Annotated in this window: 14 protein-coding genes; all 14 read left to right on the forward strand. The window is 70.9% G+C overall.

Features of this window, described 5'->3' with window-relative positions; genetic code table 11:
• Positions 1-56 precede the first annotated feature (56 nt).
• Complete coding sequence (locus ACFYZ4_RS07560) at positions 57-2,075, forward strand: penicillin-binding protein 2 (protein ID WP_351301686.1); 2,019 nt, start codon at positions 57-59, stop codon at positions 2,073-2,075.
• A 44-nt stretch (positions 2,076-2,119) separates the two neighbouring features.
• Positions 2,120-3,847: a UDP-N-acetylmuramoyl-L-alanyl-D-glutamate--2,6-diaminopimelate ligase gene (locus tag ACFYZ4_RS07565; RefSeq protein WP_351301683.1), complete on the forward strand. Its 1,728-nt coding sequence runs from the start codon at positions 2,120-2,122 to the stop codon at positions 3,845-3,847.
• Positions 3,844-5,274 (forward strand): UDP-N-acetylmuramoyl-tripeptide--D-alanyl-D-alanine ligase, encoded by a 1,431-nt coding sequence (gene murF / locus ACFYZ4_RS07570; RefSeq protein WP_351301680.1) that lies wholly within the window; start codon positions 3,844-3,846, stop codon positions 5,272-5,274. Before ACFYZ4_RS07565 ends, murF begins: the two co-directional genes overlap by 4 nt.
• Positions 5,271-6,341, forward strand: a complete 1,071-nt coding sequence (mraY, locus tag ACFYZ4_RS07575) for a phospho-N-acetylmuramoyl-pentapeptide-transferase (RefSeq protein ID WP_351301677.1) — start codon at positions 5,271-5,273, stop codon at positions 6,339-6,341. The genes murF and mraY overlap by 4 nt, the downstream gene beginning before the upstream one ends.
• Positions 6,323-7,762 (forward strand): UDP-N-acetylmuramoyl-L-alanine--D-glutamate ligase, encoded by a 1,440-nt coding sequence (gene murD / locus ACFYZ4_RS07580; protein WP_351301674.1) that lies wholly within the window; start codon positions 6,323-6,325, stop codon positions 7,760-7,762. The genes mraY and murD overlap by 19 nt, the downstream gene beginning before the upstream one ends.
• A gap of 73 nt (positions 7,763-7,835) precedes the next feature.
• Positions 7,836-9,197 carry a putative lipid II flippase FtsW gene (ftsW, locus tag ACFYZ4_RS07585; RefSeq protein WP_351301672.1) on the forward strand — a complete coding sequence of 454 codons (1,362 nt, stop codon included), beginning with the start codon at positions 7,836-7,838 and terminating at the stop codon, positions 9,195-9,197.
• A 6-nt stretch (positions 9,198-9,203) separates the two neighbouring features.
• A complete protein-coding gene (gene murG, locus ACFYZ4_RS07590) occupies positions 9,204-10,298 on the forward strand; it encodes an undecaprenyldiphospho-muramoylpentapeptide beta-N-acetylglucosaminyltransferase (protein ID WP_351301669.1) in 1,095 nt (364 codons plus the stop codon).
• 29 nt (positions 10,299-10,327) lie between these two features.
• Positions 10,328-11,182 (forward strand): cell division protein FtsQ/DivIB, encoded by an 855-nt coding sequence (locus ACFYZ4_RS07595; protein WP_390783324.1) that lies wholly within the window; start codon positions 10,328-10,330, stop codon positions 11,180-11,182.
• A gap of 279 nt (positions 11,183-11,461) precedes the next feature.
• Positions 11,462-12,667, forward strand: coding sequence for a cell division protein FtsZ (ftsZ, locus tag ACFYZ4_RS07600; protein WP_351301667.1), 1,206 nt, complete (start codon positions 11,462-11,464; stop codon positions 12,665-12,667).
• Complete coding sequence (pgeF, locus tag ACFYZ4_RS07605; RefSeq protein ID WP_390783325.1) at positions 12,664-13,419, forward strand: peptidoglycan editing factor PgeF; 756 nt, start codon at positions 12,664-12,666, stop codon at positions 13,417-13,419. Before ftsZ ends, pgeF begins: the two co-directional genes overlap by 4 nt.
• Positions 13,416-14,135, forward strand: coding sequence for a YggS family pyridoxal phosphate-dependent enzyme (locus ACFYZ4_RS07610; protein ID WP_351301661.1), 720 nt, complete (start codon positions 13,416-13,418; stop codon positions 14,133-14,135). The genes pgeF and ACFYZ4_RS07610 overlap by 4 nt, the downstream gene beginning before the upstream one ends.
• A 149-nt stretch (positions 14,136-14,284) precedes the next feature.
• Entirely contained in the window at positions 14,285-14,902 is a 618-nt protein-coding gene (locus ACFYZ4_RS07615) for a cell division protein SepF (protein ID WP_030707332.1), read from the forward strand.
• A 60-nt stretch (positions 14,903-14,962) separates the two neighbouring features.
• Entirely contained in the window at positions 14,963-15,259 is a 297-nt protein-coding gene (locus tag ACFYZ4_RS07620; RefSeq protein ID WP_351597629.1) for a YggT family protein, read from the forward strand.
• 82 nt (positions 15,260-15,341) lie between these two features.
• Positions 15,342-16,574, forward strand: coding sequence for a DivIVA domain-containing protein (locus ACFYZ4_RS07625; RefSeq protein ID WP_351301655.1), 1,233 nt, complete (start codon positions 15,342-15,344; stop codon positions 16,572-16,574).
• Positions 16,575-16,665: the final 91 nt, after the last annotated feature.

Below are 16,665 nucleotides of genomic sequence, written 5' to 3' on the forward strand. Positions count from 1 at the left end.
CCGCCGGCGATTGAGGAGCGGGGTCCGGGGCGGAGCCCCAGGAACGGGGTGGCCTCGTGAGCCCGCAGGAGCCGCCGCGGCGGCGGGTGCCCGGGCCGGGCCGGCCGAGGCCCGGGGACCGGGCGCGGGCGACGGCCCGCCCGGCCTCGCGCCCCGCGACCCGGCGGCCCGCGGCAGCGAGACGGCCCCACACCATCCGGCTCGGCAGCCCGCGCCCCCGGCTGCGCCTCGTCGGCGTGGGCCTGACCCTCGTCATGCTCGCCTTCGTCGTCCGGCTGCTCCAGGTGCAGGCCGTCGACGCCTCGACCTTCTCCGCCGAGGCCTCCAAGAACCGCTACACCAGCGTCAAGCTGGCCGCCGAGCGCGGCGAGATCACCGACCGCCGCGGCGTGGCCCTCGCCACCAGCGTCGACGCGTACGACATCACCGCCGACCCGAAGATGTTCACGCCGCAGGAGAGCAAGGCCCCGGACGCCCCGGCGCAGGCCGCCGCCCTCCTCGCGCCCATCCTCGGCAAGGACGCCAAGGAGCTCGCCGCCAAGCTGAGCACCAGGAACACCCGGTACGTGATCCTCGCCCAGCGCCAGACCCCGCAGGTCTGGAACCAGATCAAGGACCTCCAGCGGGTCTTCCGGGACAAGGCGGCGGCCGACAAGAAGAACAACGGCCCCGGAGCCAACGTCCTCGCCGGCGTGTTCAAGGAGGACAGCAGCAAGCGCGTGTACCCGAACGGCGACCTCGCCGCCGGGATACTGGGTTACGTCAACGCCGACGGCAAGGGCGGCGGCGGTCTGGAGTCCTCCCTCGACAAGAAGCTGTCCGGGAAGGACGGCGAGATCACCTACGCCCAGTCCGGCGGCCGCAAGGTCCCCACGGCCGGCTCCAGCGAGAAGCCCGCCGTCCCCGGCGAGGACATCGTGCTGACCATCGACCGGGACATCCAGTGGGCGGCCCAGAGCGCCATCGCCGAGCAGGTCCAGAAGTCCGAGGCCGACCGCGGCTACGTCATCGTCCAGGACACCCGCACCGGCGAGGTACTGGCCATGGCCAACGCCCCCGGCTTCGACCCCAACGACCTGACCCGGGCCAGCTCCGCAGCCATGGGCAACGCCGCGCTCCAGGACGTGTACGAGCCCGGCTCCACCGCCAAGGTGATGTCGATGGCCGCCGTGCTGGAGGAGAAGAAGGCCACGCCCGAGACCCGCGTCGAGGTCCCCAACCGGCTGCACCGCGGCGACCGGCTGTTCAAGGACGACATCGACCACCCGACCTGGTACCTGACCCTCAACGGGGTCCTCGCCAAGTCCTCCAACATCGGCACCATCCTGGCCACCGGCCAGCTCGGGCCCACCCAGCCCGAGTCCAACAAGGTCCTGCACTCCTACCTGAGCAAGTTCGGCATCGGCCGGCCCACCGGGCTGGACTACCCCGGCGAGTCCCGCGGCATCCTCGCCAAGCCCGAGGACTGGTCCACGTCGCAGCAGTACACGATTCCTTTCGGCCAGGGCCTGTCCCTCAACGCCATGCAGGCGGCCTCCGTGTACTCGACCATCGCCAACGACGGGGTCCGCATCGAGCCGACCCTGGTGCGCGGCACCAAGGGACCCGACGGCCGCCTCACCCCGGCCCCGGCCCCCGAGCAGCACCGAGTGATCAGCCAGGAGACCGCCAAGACCCTCGCCGCGATGCTCGAATCCGTCGTCGACGACCAGGAGGGCACCGGCACCAAGGCGAAGATCCCCGGCTACCGGGTCGGCGGCAAGACCGGCACCTCCAACCGGGTGGATCCGGCCACCGGCCGGTACAAGGGCTACACCGCCTCCTTCGCCGGTTTCGCACCCGCGGACAACCCGCGGATCACCGTCTACTGCGCCATCCAGAACCCGACGAAGGGCAGCTACTTCGGCGGCCAGATCTGTGGCCCCATCTACAAGAAGGTCATGGAGTTCGCCCTCAAGACCCTTCAGGTCGCCCCCACCGGAACCGCCCCCGCCGGACTGCCGGTCACCTACGAACCCGGCCCGCAGCCCGCTCAGCAGCCCGCCCCGCAGCCCAGTCCGCAGCCCGGTCAGTGACCCACAGCCCGGTCGGCCCGCCAGAAAAGCGTGAGGCACCATCAGTGACAACGATCACCCCGAAACCCGGGAACCAGCCGGTTGCCGACGCCGAGGCCGGGCCCTCGCTTCGCGACCGGCCCGCCGCGCCCGGTACGCTCACCGCCGTGCCCCACGCTGATCAGCCCAGAACCACCCGGAAAGACGCCCCGGCAGCGCCGCCGGGAGCGCCCAGGCCCGCCTCCGCCCGCCCGACCCCGCTGGGCGAGCTGGCCACCCTGCTGGGCATCCCGGCGCCCGCCGCGACGCAGATCACCGGGATCACGCACGACTCGCGTGCGGTCCGCCCCGGAGACCTGTATGCGGCCCTGCCCGGAGCCAGGACGCACGGCGCCGACTTCGCGGCCCAGGCCGCCGGCCTCGGCGCCGCCGCCGTGCTGACCGACCCCGCGGGGGCCGAACGCGCCGCCGCGACCGGCCTGCCGGTCCTCACGGTCGCCGACCCGCGCGGCCGGATGGGAGAGCTCGCCGCCGCGATCTACGGACGCCCCGGCGAGGACCTGCTCCAGATCGGCATCACCGGCACCTCCGGCAAGACCACCACGGCGTACCTCGTCGAAGGCGGCCTGCGCGCGGCGGGCCGCAGCACCGGACTGGTCGGCACCGTCGAGATGCGCATCGGCGACGAGCGCATCAAGTCCGAGCGGACCACCCCCGAGGCCACCGACCTCCAGGCCCTCTTCGCGGTCATGCGCGAACGCGGCGTCGAGGCCGTGGCGATGGAGGTCTCCAGCCACGCCCTGGTGCTCGGCCGCGTCGACGGCTGCGTCTTCGACGTCGCCGTCTTCAACAACCTGAGCCCGGAACACATGGAGTTCCACTCCGACATGGAGGACTACTTCCAGGCGAAGGCCGGGCTCTTCACCGCCCGCCGGGCCCGCCTGGGCGTGGTCAACTTCGACGACGAGTACGGCCGCCGCCTGGCCAAGGAGGCGACGATCCCGGTCGTCTCCTTCTCCGCCGCCGGCGACCCGGCCGCCGACTGGCGCGCCGAGGACGTGGTGTTCGGGCCGGCGAGCTCCACCCTGACCCTGCTGGGCCCCGAAGGACAGCGCGTACGGGCGACCGCGCCGCTGCCCGGCCCGTTCAACGTGGCCAACACCGTCGCCGCGATCGTCACCCTCGCCGCCGCCGGCCTCGACCCGCAGACCGCCGCCGACGGCGTCGCCGCGGTCCCCGGGGTGCCCGGCCGGCTGGAGCGGGTGGACGCGGGACAGCCGTACCTCGCCGTCGTCGACTACGCGCACAAGACGGACGCCGTGGAATCGGTCCTGCGCGCCCTGCGCGAGGTCACCGAGGGCAAGCTGCACATCGTGCTCGGCTGCGGCGGCGACCGCGACACCACCAAGCGCTCCCCGATGGGCGCCGCCGCCGCGCGGTACGCCGACGTGGCCGTCCTGACCTCCGACAACCCGCGCTCCGAGGACCCGCTCGCGATCCTCGCCGCGATGTTCGAAGGCGCCGTGTCCGTACCGCCCGCCGAGCGGGGCACCGTCCTGGTCGACGCCGACAGGGCCGCGGCCATCGCCGCGGCCGTCGCGCGCGCCCGGCCCGGCGACACCGTGCTGGTGGCGGGCAAGGGCCACGAGCAGGGCCAGGACACCGCCGGTGTCGTACGGCCCTTCGACGACCGCACCGTGCTCCGCGCCGCGATCGAGCACCAGAGCGTGCTCGACCAGGCGGCCGTGCCCGATCAGACGACTACGGTCCGACAGGCCGAGGTGAACCAGTGATCGCCCTTTCCCTCGCCGAGATCGCCGACATCACCGGCGGGCGGCCCCACGACATACCGGATCCGTCCGTCCAGGTCACCGGTCCCGTCGTCTACGACTCCCGGGAGGTCCGGCCGGGCAGCCTGTTCGCCGCCTTCGTCGGCGAGCGGGTCGACGGCCACGACTACGCCGAGCGCGCGCTGGCCGCCGGCGCCGTGGGCGTCCTCGCGACCCGGCCCGTGGGCGTGCCGGCGATCGTCGTGCCCGACGTGGTGGCCGCCCTCGGGGCGCTCGCCCGGGCCGTCGTCGCCCGCCTGGGCACGGACGTCGTCGCCCTCACCGGATCCGCCGGCAAGACCTCCACCAAGGACCTGATCGCGCAGGTGCTCCAGCACCACGCGCCGACCGTGTGGACCCCCGGGAACCTGAACAACGAGATCGGCCTGCCGATCACGACGCTGCGCGTCACCGAGGAGACGCAGCACCTGGTCCTGGAGATGGGCGCCCGCGGCATCGGGCACATCCGCTACCTCACCGGTCTGACGCCCCCGCGGATCGGCCTGGTCCTCAACGTCGGCACCGCGCACATCGGCGAGTTCGGCGGCCGGGAGCAGATCGCCCAGGCCAAGGGGGAGCTGGTCGAGGCGCTGCCGGCCGAGGCGGAGGGCGGTGTCGCCGTCCTCAACGCGGACGACCTGCTGGTCCGTGCCATGGCCGGGCGCACGAAGGCCCGTACGGTGCTGTTCGGTGAGGCCGAGGACGCCGACATCCGGGCCACCGAAGTCCGCATGACGGACAGGGGACAGGCTTCCTTCACATTGCGAACACCGACCGGGTGCAGCGACGTGACCTTGCGGCTGTACGGTGAGCACCACGTGTCGAACGCGCTCGCCGCGGCCGCCGTTGCCCATGTACTGGGCATGTCCGTCGAGGAGATCGCCATCGCGCTCTCCGGGGCGGGCACGCTGTCCCGGTGGCGGATGGAGGTCACCGAGCGCGCGGACGGTGTGACGATCGTCAACGACGCCTACAACGCGAATCCCGAGTCCATGCGGGCCGCACTGCGCGCGCTCGCCGCGATGGGCGGTGCCGGCAGGGCGAACGGGGGACGCACGTGGGCGGTGCTCGGTCCGATGGCCGAGCTGGGGGACGACGCGCTCGCCGAGCACGACGCGGTCGGGCGACTTGTCGTCCGGCTCAACGTGAGCAAGCTCGTCGCAGTCGGGGGCAGGGAAGCCTCCTGGCTGCAACTGGGCGCATATAACGAGGGTTCGTGGGGTGAGGAGTCGGTGCTCGTGTCCGACGCGCAGGCGGCGGTCGACCTGTTGCGCAGTGAACTGCGCCCGGGTGACGTCGTGCTGGTGAAGGCTTCCAGGTCGGCCGGTCTGGAGCGGGTGGCCCAGGCCCTGCTCGAGGGCACTGTCGAGGGCGAGGTCCCCGGCCGATGAGGCAGATCCTGTTCGCCGGTGTCATCGGCATGTTCCTCACCGTTGTCGGGACCCCGCTGCTGATCAAGCTGCTGGCCCGGAAGGGCTACGGCCAGTTCATCCGCGACGACGGCCCGCGCGGCCACGCCGGGAAGAAGGGCACGCCCACCATGGGCGGCATCTCCTTCATCCTGGCCACGCTCGTCGCGTACGCCCTGACGAAGGTCATCACCGGTGAGGCGGTGAGCTTCTCGGGCCTGCTCGTGCTCTTCCTGATGGCGGGCATGGGCGTGGTCGGTTACCTCGACGACTACATCAAGATCGTCAAGCGCCGTTCGCTCGGTCTGCGGGCCAAGGCCAAGATGTCCGGCCAGCTGATCGTCGGCATCACCTTCGCGGTGCTCGCACTGCAGTTCAAGGACTCGCGCGGACTGACCCCGGCCTCCACCAAGCTGTCGTTCGTGACGGACTTCGGCTGGTCGATCGGCCCGGTGCTGTTCGTCGTCTGGGCGCTGTTCATGATCCTGGCCATGTCCAACGGCGTGAACCTGACCGACGGTCTGGACGGCCTCGCCACCGGCGCCGCCGTGATGGTCTTCGGCGCCTACACCTTCATCGGCGTCTGGCAGTTCCAGGAGTCCTGCGTCAACGCGCAGACCCTGCCGAGCCCGAACGCCTGCTTCGAGGTGCGCGACCCGCTGGACCTCGCCGTGGTCGCCTCCGCCCTGATGGGCGCCTGCTTCGGCTTCCTGTGGTGGAACACCTCGCCCGCCAAGATCTTCATGGGTGACACCGGCTCGCTGGCCCTCGGCGGCGCGCTCGCCGGTCTCGCGATCTGCTCCCGCACGGAGTTCCTGATCGCCCTGCTCGGCGGCCTCTTCGTCCTCATCACCATGTCGGTCGTCATCCAGGTCGGCTCGTTCAAGATGACCGGGAAGCGCGTCTTCCGGATGGCCCCGCTGCAGCACCACTTCGAACTCAAGGGGTGGTCCGAAGTCCTTGTGGTGGTCCGCTTCTGGATCATCCAGGGCATGTGCGTGATCGTGGGTCTCGGTCTCTTCTACGCGGGATGGGCAGCCGACAAGTGACGTCCTGGCAGGACAAGAACATCACCGTGGCCGGTCTCGGCGTGAGTGGCATCAGTGCCGCCCGCGCCCTGGCCGGCCTCGGCGCCGTCGTGACCGTCGTCGACGGCGGCGACGGCGAGGGCCACCGCGCCCGCGCCGCCGAACTGGGCGAGCTGGGGATCTCCGTACGCCTCGCGGACGCCGAGACCCTCCCCGACGGCACCGAACTGGTCGTCACCTCGCCCGGCTGGAAGCCCGACAGCCCGCTGTTCGCGGCCGCCGCCGCCGCGGGTGTGGACGTCGTCGGCGACGTCGAGATCGCCTGGCTGCTGCGCGGCGAGAACGCCGCCCCCTGGCTCGCCATCACCGGGACGAACGGCAAGACCACCACCACCCAGATGCTGGCGTCGATCCTGAAGGCCGCCGGGCTGCGCACCGCCGCCGTCGGCAACATCGGCACGCCCATCATCGACGTGGTGCTCGGCGAGCAGCAGTACGACGTGCTCGCCGTCGAACTCTCCAGCTACCAGCTGCACTGGGCGCCCTCGCTGCGCGTCCACTCGGGCGCCGTCCTCAACCTGGCCCCGGACCACCTCGACTGGCACGGCTCGATGCAGGCGTACGCCGCCGACAAGGGCCGGATCTACGAGGGCAACACGGTGGCCTGCGTCTACAACGTCGCCGACCCCGCCACCGAGGCCCTGGTCGTCGAGGCGGACGTCGAAGAGGGCTGCCGGGCGATCGGCTTCACCCTCGGCGCCCCCGGCCCCTCCATGCTCGGCGTCGTCGACGGCATCCTCGTCGACCGCGCGTTCGTCGAGAACCGGCAGAAGAACGCCCAGGAGCTCGCCGAGGTCAAGGACGTCAACCCGCCCGCCCCGCACAACATCGCCAACGCGCTCGCCGCGGCGGCCCTGGCCCGCGCCTTCGGCGTGGAGCCGCGCGCGGTTCGCGACGGGCTGCGCAACTTCCGTCCCGACGCCCACCGGGTCGCGCACGTGGACGAGGTCGGCGGGGTCGCGTACGTCGACGACTCCAAGGCCACCAACACGCACGCGGCCGAGGCCTCGCTGGCTGCCTTCGAGCCGGTCGTGTGGATCGCCGGCGGTCTCGCCAAGGGCGCGACCTTCGACGAGCTCGTGCAGAAGTCGGCGAAGCGGCTGCGCGGCGTGGTGCTGATCGGCGCCGACCGGGCGCTGATCGCCGAGGCGCTGGCGCGACACGCCCCCGAGGTCCCGGTCGTCGACCTCGACCGGACCGACACTGGGGCGATGCTCGCAGCGGTCCGGGAGGCGGCCGCGCTCGCCGAGCCCGGCGACACGGTCCTGCTGGCACCTGCCTGTGCCTCGATGGACATGTTCGCGAACTACAACAAGCGTGGGGACGCATTCGCCGACGCGGTGCGCGAACTGGCCACCGAGAGCGCCGCGGACACGGTCTAGGCCGGGGCTCCGGGGCAGGTTCCCTCCGGCCGGCCGGCTGCTCGCCTCGTACGAGTGGAGGGGAAGATCACAGATGCCGGCCAAGCAGATGCTGCCGGGGCGGCGGCCGTCCGCCGTGAAGGCGCAGGGCCGCAAACGGCCCTTGGTGCGTGTGAAGCGGCCCGCGGGGCGCGGGCCGCTGGCCGGGCTGCGGCGTACACAGCGGCAGTTGCGCAAGGCCTGGGACCGCCCGCTCACCGCCTATTACCTGATTTTCGGCAGTTCACTGCTCATCACCGTGCTCGGCCTGGTGATGGTGTACTCGGCCTCCATGATCAAGGCCCTCCAGCTCGGCCTCGGTGACGCGTACTTCTTCAAGAAGCAGTTCCTGGCGGCCCTCATCGGCACCGGACTGCTGCTGGTCGCCTCCCGGATGCCCGTCAAGCTGCACCGGGCGCTGTCCTATCCGGTGCTCGCCGGCACGCTCTTCCTGATGGTCCTGGTCCAGGTCCCCGGGATAGGGGTCTCGATCAACGGCAACCAGAATTGGATCTCCCTTGGCGGTCCGTTCATGTTGCAGCCCAGTGAGTTCGGCAAGCTGGCACTGATCCTGTGGGGCGCCGACCTGCTGGCGCGCAAGGGCGACAAGGGGCTGCTCAGCCAGTGGAAGCACCTGCTGGTGCCGCTGGTCCCGGTGGCCTTCCTGCTGCTCGGGCTGATCATGCTGGGCGGCGACATGGGCACCGCGATGATCCTCGGGGCCATCCTGTTCGGTCTGCTCTGGCTCGCGGGCGCCCCGACCCGGATGTTCGTCGGGGTGCTGGCCTTCGCGGGTGCGATCGTCGCCCTGCTCATCAAGACCAGTCCGCACCGGATGGACCGGCTGGAGTGCCTCGGTGCGACAGACCCGGGCAAGAACGACCTTTGCTGGCAGGCCGTGCACGGGATCTATGCCCTCGCCTCGGGCGGATGGTTCGGTTCAGGCCTGGGTGCAAGTGTGGAAAAATGGGGGCAACTACCCGAAGCCCACACTGACTTCATCTTCGCCATCACCGGGGAGGAACTGGGTCTCGCGGGGACGCTGTCGGTGCTCGCCCTGTTCGCGGCTCTAGGCTATGCGGGTATCCGCGTGGCCGGACGCACGGAGGATTCCTTCGTACGGTTTGCCGCGGGAGGCGTGACCACCTGGATCACGGCCCAGGCCGTGATCAACATCGGTGCGGTGCTCGGTCTGCTGCCGATCGCCGGAGTCCCGCTCCCGCTGTTCTCCTACGGAGGGTCAGCCCTGCTGCCGACCATGTTCGCGGTCGGACTGCTCATCGCCTTCGCGCGTGAGGAGCCGGCGGCGCGCGCGGCCCTCGCGATGCGACAGCCGAAGACCGGCTGGTGGCGGACCGGGGTGAGATGGAAGTCGATGAGACGGCGCGTCAAGAAGCGTCCGTCCGGAGAGCGGTGAATTTCGGTGCATGTCGTACTCGCCGGTGGGGGGACCGCCGGCCACATCGAGCCGGCGCTCGCCCTCGCGGACGCCCTGCGCAGGCAGGACCCTTCAGTGGGCATCACCGCCCTCGGCACCGAGCGCGGGCTGGAGACCCGCCTGGTGCCGGAGCGCGGCTACGAGCTCGGGCTGATCCCCGCCGTGCCGCTGCCCCGCAAGCCGACCCCGGAACTGATCACCGTCCCCGGACGGCTGCGCGGCACCATCAAGGCCGCGGAGGAGATCCTCATCCGCACCAAGGCCGACTGCGTCGTCGGCTTCGGCGGCTACGTGGCCCTGCCCGGCTACCTCGCGGCCAAGCGGCTCGGGGTGCCGATCATCGTCCACGAGGCCAACGCCCGGCCCGGACTGGCCAACAAGATCGGCTCCCGGTACGCGCACGCCGTCGCGGTCTCCACCCCCGACAGCAAGCTGCGCGGCGCCCGCTACGTGGGCATCCCGCTGCGCCGCACCATCTCCACCCTCGACCGGGCCGCGGTCCGCCCGGAGGCGCGCGCCGCCTTCGGCCTGGACCCCAACCTGCCGACGCTGCTGGTCTCCGGTGGCTCACAGGGCGCCCGCCGCCTCAACGAGACGATCCAGCAGGTCGCTCCGACCCTGCAGCGCTCCGGCGTCCAGATCCTGCACGCCGTCGGCCCGAAGAACGAACTGCCGCGTGTCGACAACATGCCCGGGATGCCGCCCTATGTGCCGGTACCGTACGTGGACCGGATGGATCTCGCGTACGCCGCCGCCGACATGATGCTGTGTCGCGCGGGTGCGATGACCGTCGCCGAACTCTCCGCCGTCGGGCTCCCCGCCGCCTACGTCCCGCTGCCGATCGGCAACGGCGAACAGCGGCTCAACGCCCAGCCGGTGGTCAAGGCCGGCGGCGGCCTCCTCGTGGACGACGCGGAACTGACGCCCGAGTGGGTGCTCGGCCAGATCCTCCCGGTGCTGTCCGACCCGCACCGCCTGTACGAGATGTCCCGCGCCGCCGGTGAGTTCGGCCGACGCGACGCCGACGAGCTGCTGGTCGGCATGGTGTACGAGGCGATCGCAGCCCACCGGAACCGCTGACGCGGAGCCCAGACGCAGGAGGCACAGGAGTGGCCGGAGCGACGACCGCACAGCGCGGGACCCCTGGTCCCGGCGGGTCCGGCCGGCCCGCCCGCAAGGGCGCCGGCTCTCCCACACCACCCAAGCCCCCCAAGTCCGGCAAGTCCGCGAAGGGATCCGGCCCGCAGGGCCCCGGCGCACGCCTGCGCCGGGGCCCCGTGCTGGCCTCCCTGGCCGCGGCGGTGCTCCTCGTCGCGGGCGGGACCTGGGTGCTCTACGGCTCCTCCTGGCTCCGCGTCGAGAAGGTCACCGCCACCGGCACGGAGGTGCTCACCCCCGAGCAGGTCCTCTCGGCCGCGGCCGTGCCCCTCGGCGCACCCCTGGTGAGCGTGGACACCGAGGAGATCGAGAGCCGCGTCCGCGGCCGGCTGCCCCGCATCGATTCGGTCGATGTGGTGCGGGCCTGGCCGCATGGAATCGGGCTGAAAGTGACGGAACGCAAACCTGTCCTGCTCATCAAAAAGGACGCCAACTTCGTCGAAGTGGACGCATCGGGTGTGCGATTCGACACGGTTCCGAAAGCACCCGCGGGCGTTCCGGTCCTCGAATTGAACGCCGCACGATCCCCGAGCGCCCGTCGCTTCGACGAGGAACGGCTGCTGCACGAGGCCGTCCTCGTCGCGGGCGCCCTCCCGGAACCGGTCGCCAAGGAAACCGTGCAGGTCAAGGTGGGTTCCTATGATTCCGTGGTCCTGGAGCTCACGAGGGGCCGCTCCGTGACGTGGGGGAGCGGTGAACAGAGCGAGGCGAAGGGGCGTGCGCTGACCGCTTTGCTGAAAGCCGCGCCGAAGGCCGGTCACTTCGACGTGAGCGTTCCCACCGCCCCTGCGGTGTCCGGGAGTTGACTCCCGGTCGAACAACGACGCACCCTGGTTGGCCAGCGATACGGGTGATCACATAGGGTGAAAAGAAAAACGGGAGGTTCGGCGTGTTCGTTGAACACGCGCTACTTGTCGACTTAGTGTCCTGTTCGGAAGAGTCCAAGGAACAGACACACCCCTAACCCTAAACTTCAGGGTGAGGGTTCGGGTCGGCGCGTTCGGACCGTCCCTATTTCGGCATCAGTCGTCGCAACGCAGGCCCGCGAGGCGGCGACACGTAACTCGAGGCGAGAGGCCTTCGACGTGGCAGCACCGCAGAACTACCTCGCAGTCATCAAGGTCATCGGTGTCGGCGGCGGTGGTGTCAATGCCATCAACCGAATGATCGAGGTCGGTCTCAAGGGCGTCGAGTTCATCGCCATCAACACGGACGCCCAGGCGCTGTTGATGAGCGACGCCGACGTCAAGCTCGACGTCGGCCGTGAACTCACCCGGGGCCTCGGCGCCGGCGCCAACCCGGCCGTCGGCCGCAAGGCGGCAGAGGACCACCGCGAGGAGATCGAGGAGGTCCTCAAGGGGGCCGACATGGTCTTCGTCACCGCGGGTGAAGGCGGCGGCACCGGCACCGGCGGCGCACCCGTCGTCGCCAACATCGCGCGCTCGCTGGGCGCCCTCACGATCGGTGTGGTCACCCGGCCGTTCACCTTCGAGGGCCGGCGCCGCGCGAACCAGGCGGAGGACGGCATCGCCGAGCTCCGCGAAGAGGTCGACACCCTCATCGTCATCCCCAACGACCGACTGCTGTCCATCTCGGACCGCCAGGTCAGCGTCCTCGACGCCTTCAAGTCGGCCGACCAGGTCCTGCTCTCCGGCGTCCAGGGCATCACCGATCTCATCACCACCCCGGGTCTGATCAACCTCGACTTCGCCGACGTCAAGTCCGTGATGTCCGAGGCCGGCTCGGCCCTGATGGGCATCGGCTCGGCCCGCGGCGACGACCGCGCGGTGGCCGCGGCCGAGATGGCGATCTCCTCGCCGCTGCTGGAGGCGTCCATCGACGGCGCCCGCGGCGTGCTGCTCTCCATCTCCGGTGGCTCGGACCTCGGTCTCTTCGAGATCAACGAGGCCGCGCAGCTGGTGAGCGAGGCCGCGCACCCCGAGGCGAACATCATCTTCGGCGCCGTCATCGACGACGCCCTCGGCGACGAGGTGCGTGTCACGGTGATCGCCGCGGGTTTTGACGGAGGGCAGCCGCCTGCCCGCAGGGACAACGTCATCGGGGCGGCGTCCACCAAGCGCGAGGAGCCGGCCCCGGCTCCGGTCCGCGCCGCCGAGCCGGCCCGCCCGGCCTTCGGCGGACTCGGCTCGGTCACCCCGCGCGAGGACCCCCCGGCTCCGGTCGAGCCGGCCCCGGTCGAGACCCAGGCCCCCGCGCCGCAGGTCCCCACGGCCCGCCCGTACCAGGACAGCCCGGCCGAGGAACTGGACGTCCCGGACTTCTTGAAGTGACACCGGAGCAGCATCACGTGGGCGGCGCCCACTTCGCCTTCACCGACAGGTGGGGCGGGGTGAGCGCCGTTCCGTACGAAGAGCTCAACCTCGGCGGCGCGGTCGGAGACGACCCGGCCGCCGTTCTCGCGAACCGGGCGCGGGCCGCGGGGTCCCTGGGGCTCGCTCCGGACCGGGTGGTCTGGATGAACCAGGTGCACGGCCGCGACGTCGCCGTGGTGGACGGGCCCTGGGGCCCGGACGAGCAGATCCCGGCGGTGGACGCGGTGGTGACCGCACGTCGGGGGCTCGCCCTCGCGGTGCTCACCGCCGACTGCACGCCCGTCCTGCTGGCGGACCCCGTCGCCGGGGTCGCCGGGGCCGCCCACGCCGGGCGGCCGGGACTGGTCGCCGGGGTGGTGCCCGCGGCCGTGGAGGCGATGGTCTCCCTCGGCGCCGAACCAGGGCGGATCATCGCCGTCACCGGACCCGCGGTCTGCGGGCACTGCTACGAGGTGCCCGCCGAGATGCGGGAGGCGGTGGCCGAAGTGGTGCCCGCCGCCCGGGCCGAGACCAGCTGGGGGACACCGGCCGTGGACGTGGTCGCCGGAGTGCACGCGCAGCTCGCGGAGGCGGGGGTGGTGAACAGCCGCCGCTCCCCGGTCTGCACACTGGAGTCGCGGGACCACTTCTCGTACCGCCGAGACCGGGTGACCGGGCGGCTCGCCGGATATGTCTGGTTGACGGAGTCTTCCGGGGGGAAAGCGGAATGACGGATCGTAAGTCGGAGCTCGCCGAGAACCTGGCGCGGGTGGAGGAACGCATCTCGTCCGCGTGCGCGGCGGCGGGCCGGGAGCGGGACGAGGTGACGCTCATCGTGGTCACCAAGACCTATCCCGCGAGCGACGTACGACTGCTGGCGGACCTGGGCGTCCGTCATGTTGCGGAGAATCGCGACCAGGACGCCGCCCCCAAGGCCGCGGCCTGCGCGGATCTGCCGCTCAGCTGGCACTTCGTCGGCCAGTTGCAGACGAACAAAGTCCGTTCCGTGGCGGAATACGCGCATGTGGTGCAGTCGGTCGACCGCCCCAGGCTCGTGACCGCCCTCTCGGCCGCCGCCTCGAACGCCGGCCGGGAGCTCGGCTGCCTCGTGCAGATCGCCCTCGACGCCGAGTCGGGGGAGCGCGGCGCCCGCGGCGGCGCGGCGCCGGAGCAGCTCGCGGAGTTGGCGGACCTCGTCGCCGCGGCACCGGGGCTGCGGATCGACGGACTGATGACCGTCGCTCCGCTGTCCGGCCCCTACGCGGGACGCGAACAGGCCGCCTTCGAGCGGTTGATGGAATTGTCATCCCGCATGCGCGCGGACCATCCTGCTGCCACGATGGTGTCGGCCGGGATGAGCGCAGACCTGGAACAGGCCGTTGCGGCCGGTGCGACACATGTACGCGTCGGCACTGCGGTACTCGGCGCGAGACCCCGGCTCGGGTAACGTCGCGAAGAAAGTCGGACCACAGCAGAAAATATGGTCATTCCCGCCGATGAGCGGGCAGACCACGTGGATCGCGGGCAGTTGGTGACATTCGTGACACGGCGGCACCTGCGACAGGGCGATCCACCACAGAGCGGAGGACTCGGAGAATGGCCGGCGCGATGCGCAAGATGGCGGTCTACCTCGGCCTCGTGGAGGACGACCGGTACGACAACCCGGGGTACGACCCCGACGACGAGTTCGAGCCCGAGCCGGAGATGGAACGGGCTCGGGAGCGGGATCGCCGACAGCAGCCCGTGCACCAATCGCCCATTTCGGACGAACCGGTACGAGCCGTACAGCCTCCGGCGCAGCGGGAGCCCATCCCAATTCCGGTGGAAAACGGACGTCCTGCGCGAATTGCCCCCGTGGCATCCATCACACCTGATCGCACGAACCTGGAGAAGAACGCCCCCGTGATCATGCCCAAGGTCGTCTCCGAGCGGGAGCCGTACCGCATCACGACGCTGCACCCCCGGACCTACAACGAGGCCCGTACCATCGGGGAACACTTCCGTGAGGGCACTCCGGTGATCATGAATCTCACGGAGATGGACGACACGGATGCGAAGCGTCTCGTGGACTTCGCCGCCGGTCTCGTCTTCGGTCTGCACGGCAGCATTGAACGCGTGACACAGAAGGTGTTCCTGCTGTCGCCTGCTAACGTCGATGTCACGGCGGAGGACAAGGCTCGCATCGCGGAGGGCGGGTTCTTCAACCAAAGCTAGACCGATCCGTCAGATACGGGGCCGGGAACAGAGCGGGAAACGGGGAGAGGGAAGCGCGGGATGGGCGTCGCACTACAGGTGGTCTACATCGCGCTGATGTGCTTCCTCATCGTGCTGATCTTCCGACTGGTCATGGACTATGTGTTCCAGTTCGCACGTTCATGGACACCCGGCAAGGCGATGGTGGTCGTTCTGGAGGCCACCTACACTGTCACCGACCCACCGCTCAAGCTTCTTCGGCGGATGATCCCGCCGTTGCGTCTCGGGGGCGTGGCACTCGACCTGTCCTTCTTCGTTCTGATGATCATCGTTTACATCCTCATCAGTCTCGTCAGCGGTGCTGCGAGAAGCGTATGAACGATGAACTTCTCCGCGCGCGCGGGGACGATCCCGATACGGTCTTGCCGACTGCCGACGACTACGTAGAGGTGAAGAAGACATGCCGCTGACTCCCGAGGACGTGCGGAACAAGCAGTTCACGACCGTCCGCCTCCGAGAAGGCTATGACGAGGACGAGGTCGATGCCTTCCTCGACGAGGTCGAGTCCGAACTGACGCGCCTGCTGCGCGAGAACGAGGACCTGCGCGCCAAGCTGGCAGCCGCCACGCGTGCCGCCGCGCAGAACCAGCAGCAGCAGGGCATGCGCAAGCCGGAACCCCAGGACCAGCGCGGCCCCGGCGCCCCCGTGCCCGCGGCCATATCCGGCCCGCCGCAGCAGCAGATGGGCCCGCCGCAGCTTCCGGGCGGCCAGCCGCAGCTCCCGCCGGGCCCCGGCGGCCAGGGCCAGCAGGGCCCCGGCCCGATGGGCGGCCCCATGGGCGGCCCCATGCAGCAGCACCCCATGGGCGGACCGCAGGGCATGGGTCAGCAGGGCATGGGTCAGCAGGGCATGGGCCAGCAGGGCATGGGCCAGCAGCAGTCCATGGGCGGCCAGAACCCGCTCGGCCAGCAGATGCAGCCCATGGGCCAGCAGATGCAGCAGATGGGGCAGCAGATGCAGCCCATGGGTCAGCCGATGCAGCAGATGCAGCAGCCGCAGCTCCCGCAGCAGGGCCCCGGTGGCGACAGCGCCGCCCGCGTCCTGTCGCTGGCGCAGCAGACCGCCGACCAGGCGATCGCGGAGGCCCGCTCCGAGGCCAACAAGATCGTCGGCGAGGCCCGGTCGCGCGCCGAGGGCCTGGAGCGGGACGCCCGCGCCAAGGCCGACGCGCTGGAGCGGGACGCGCAGGAGAAGCACCGCGTCGCGATGGGCTCCCTGGAGTCCGCCCGCGCCACGCTGGAGCGCAAGGTCGAGGACCTGCGGGGCTTCGAGCGTGAGTACCGTACGCGTCTGAAGTCCTACCTGGAGTCGCAGCTGCGCCAGCTGGAGACCCAGGCCGACGACTCGCTCGCCCCGCCGCGGAACCCGGCCGGTCCCGCGCTGCCGCCTGCGCCGTCGCCCTCGATGGCTCCGGCCGGCGCGATGGGACACTCCATGGGTGGCCCCTCGATGGGCGGCCCGTCGCCCATGGGCGGTCCCTCCCCGATGGGCGCGGGCCCGTCGTACGGCGGCCAGCAGCAGATGTCCCCGGCGATGACCCAGCCGATGGCTCCAGTGCGGCCGGCTGCGCCGCAGCCGATGCAGGCGCCGTCGCCGATGCGGGGCTTTCTGATCGACGAGGACGACAACTAGGCGCCGCCGCCGTTTGCGGTCGGCAGCCGCGCTTTCCGGGCCGGGCCCGAGGTTCCACGGAACCTCGGGCCCGGCCCGTTTGCGTACCCGT

The sequence above is a fragment of the Streptomyces sp. NPDC001513 genome (assembly GCF_042894695.1).
GTDB lineage: Bacteria > Actinomycetota > Actinomycetes > Streptomycetales > Streptomycetaceae > Streptomyces.

Excerpts from the sequence above, each read along its gene's own strand:
- mraY (WP_351301677.1), top strand. The coding sequence starts at position 5,271 with ATGAGGCAGATCCTGTTCGCCGGTGTCATCGGCATGTTCCTCACCGTT.
- murD (WP_351301674.1), top strand. The coding sequence starts at position 6,323 with ATGGGCAGCCGACAAGTGACGTCCTGGCAGGACAAGAACATCACCGTG.
- ftsW (WP_351301672.1), top strand. The coding sequence starts at position 7,836 with ATGCCGGCCAAGCAGATGCTGCCGGGGCGGCGGCCGTCCGCCGTGAAG.
- ACFYZ4_RS07610 (WP_351301661.1), top strand. The coding sequence starts at position 13,416 with ATGACGGATCGTAAGTCGGAGCTCGCCGAGAACCTGGCGCGGGTGGAG.
- ACFYZ4_RS07615 (WP_030707332.1), top strand. The coding sequence starts at position 14,285 with ATGGCCGGCGCGATGCGCAAGATGGCGGTCTACCTCGGCCTCGTGGAG.
- ACFYZ4_RS07620 (WP_351597629.1), top strand. The coding sequence starts at position 14,963 with ATGGGCGTCGCACTACAGGTGGTCTACATCGCGCTGATGTGCTTCCTC.
- ACFYZ4_RS07625 (WP_351301655.1), top strand. The coding sequence starts at position 15,342 with ATGCCGCTGACTCCCGAGGACGTGCGGAACAAGCAGTTCACGACCGTC.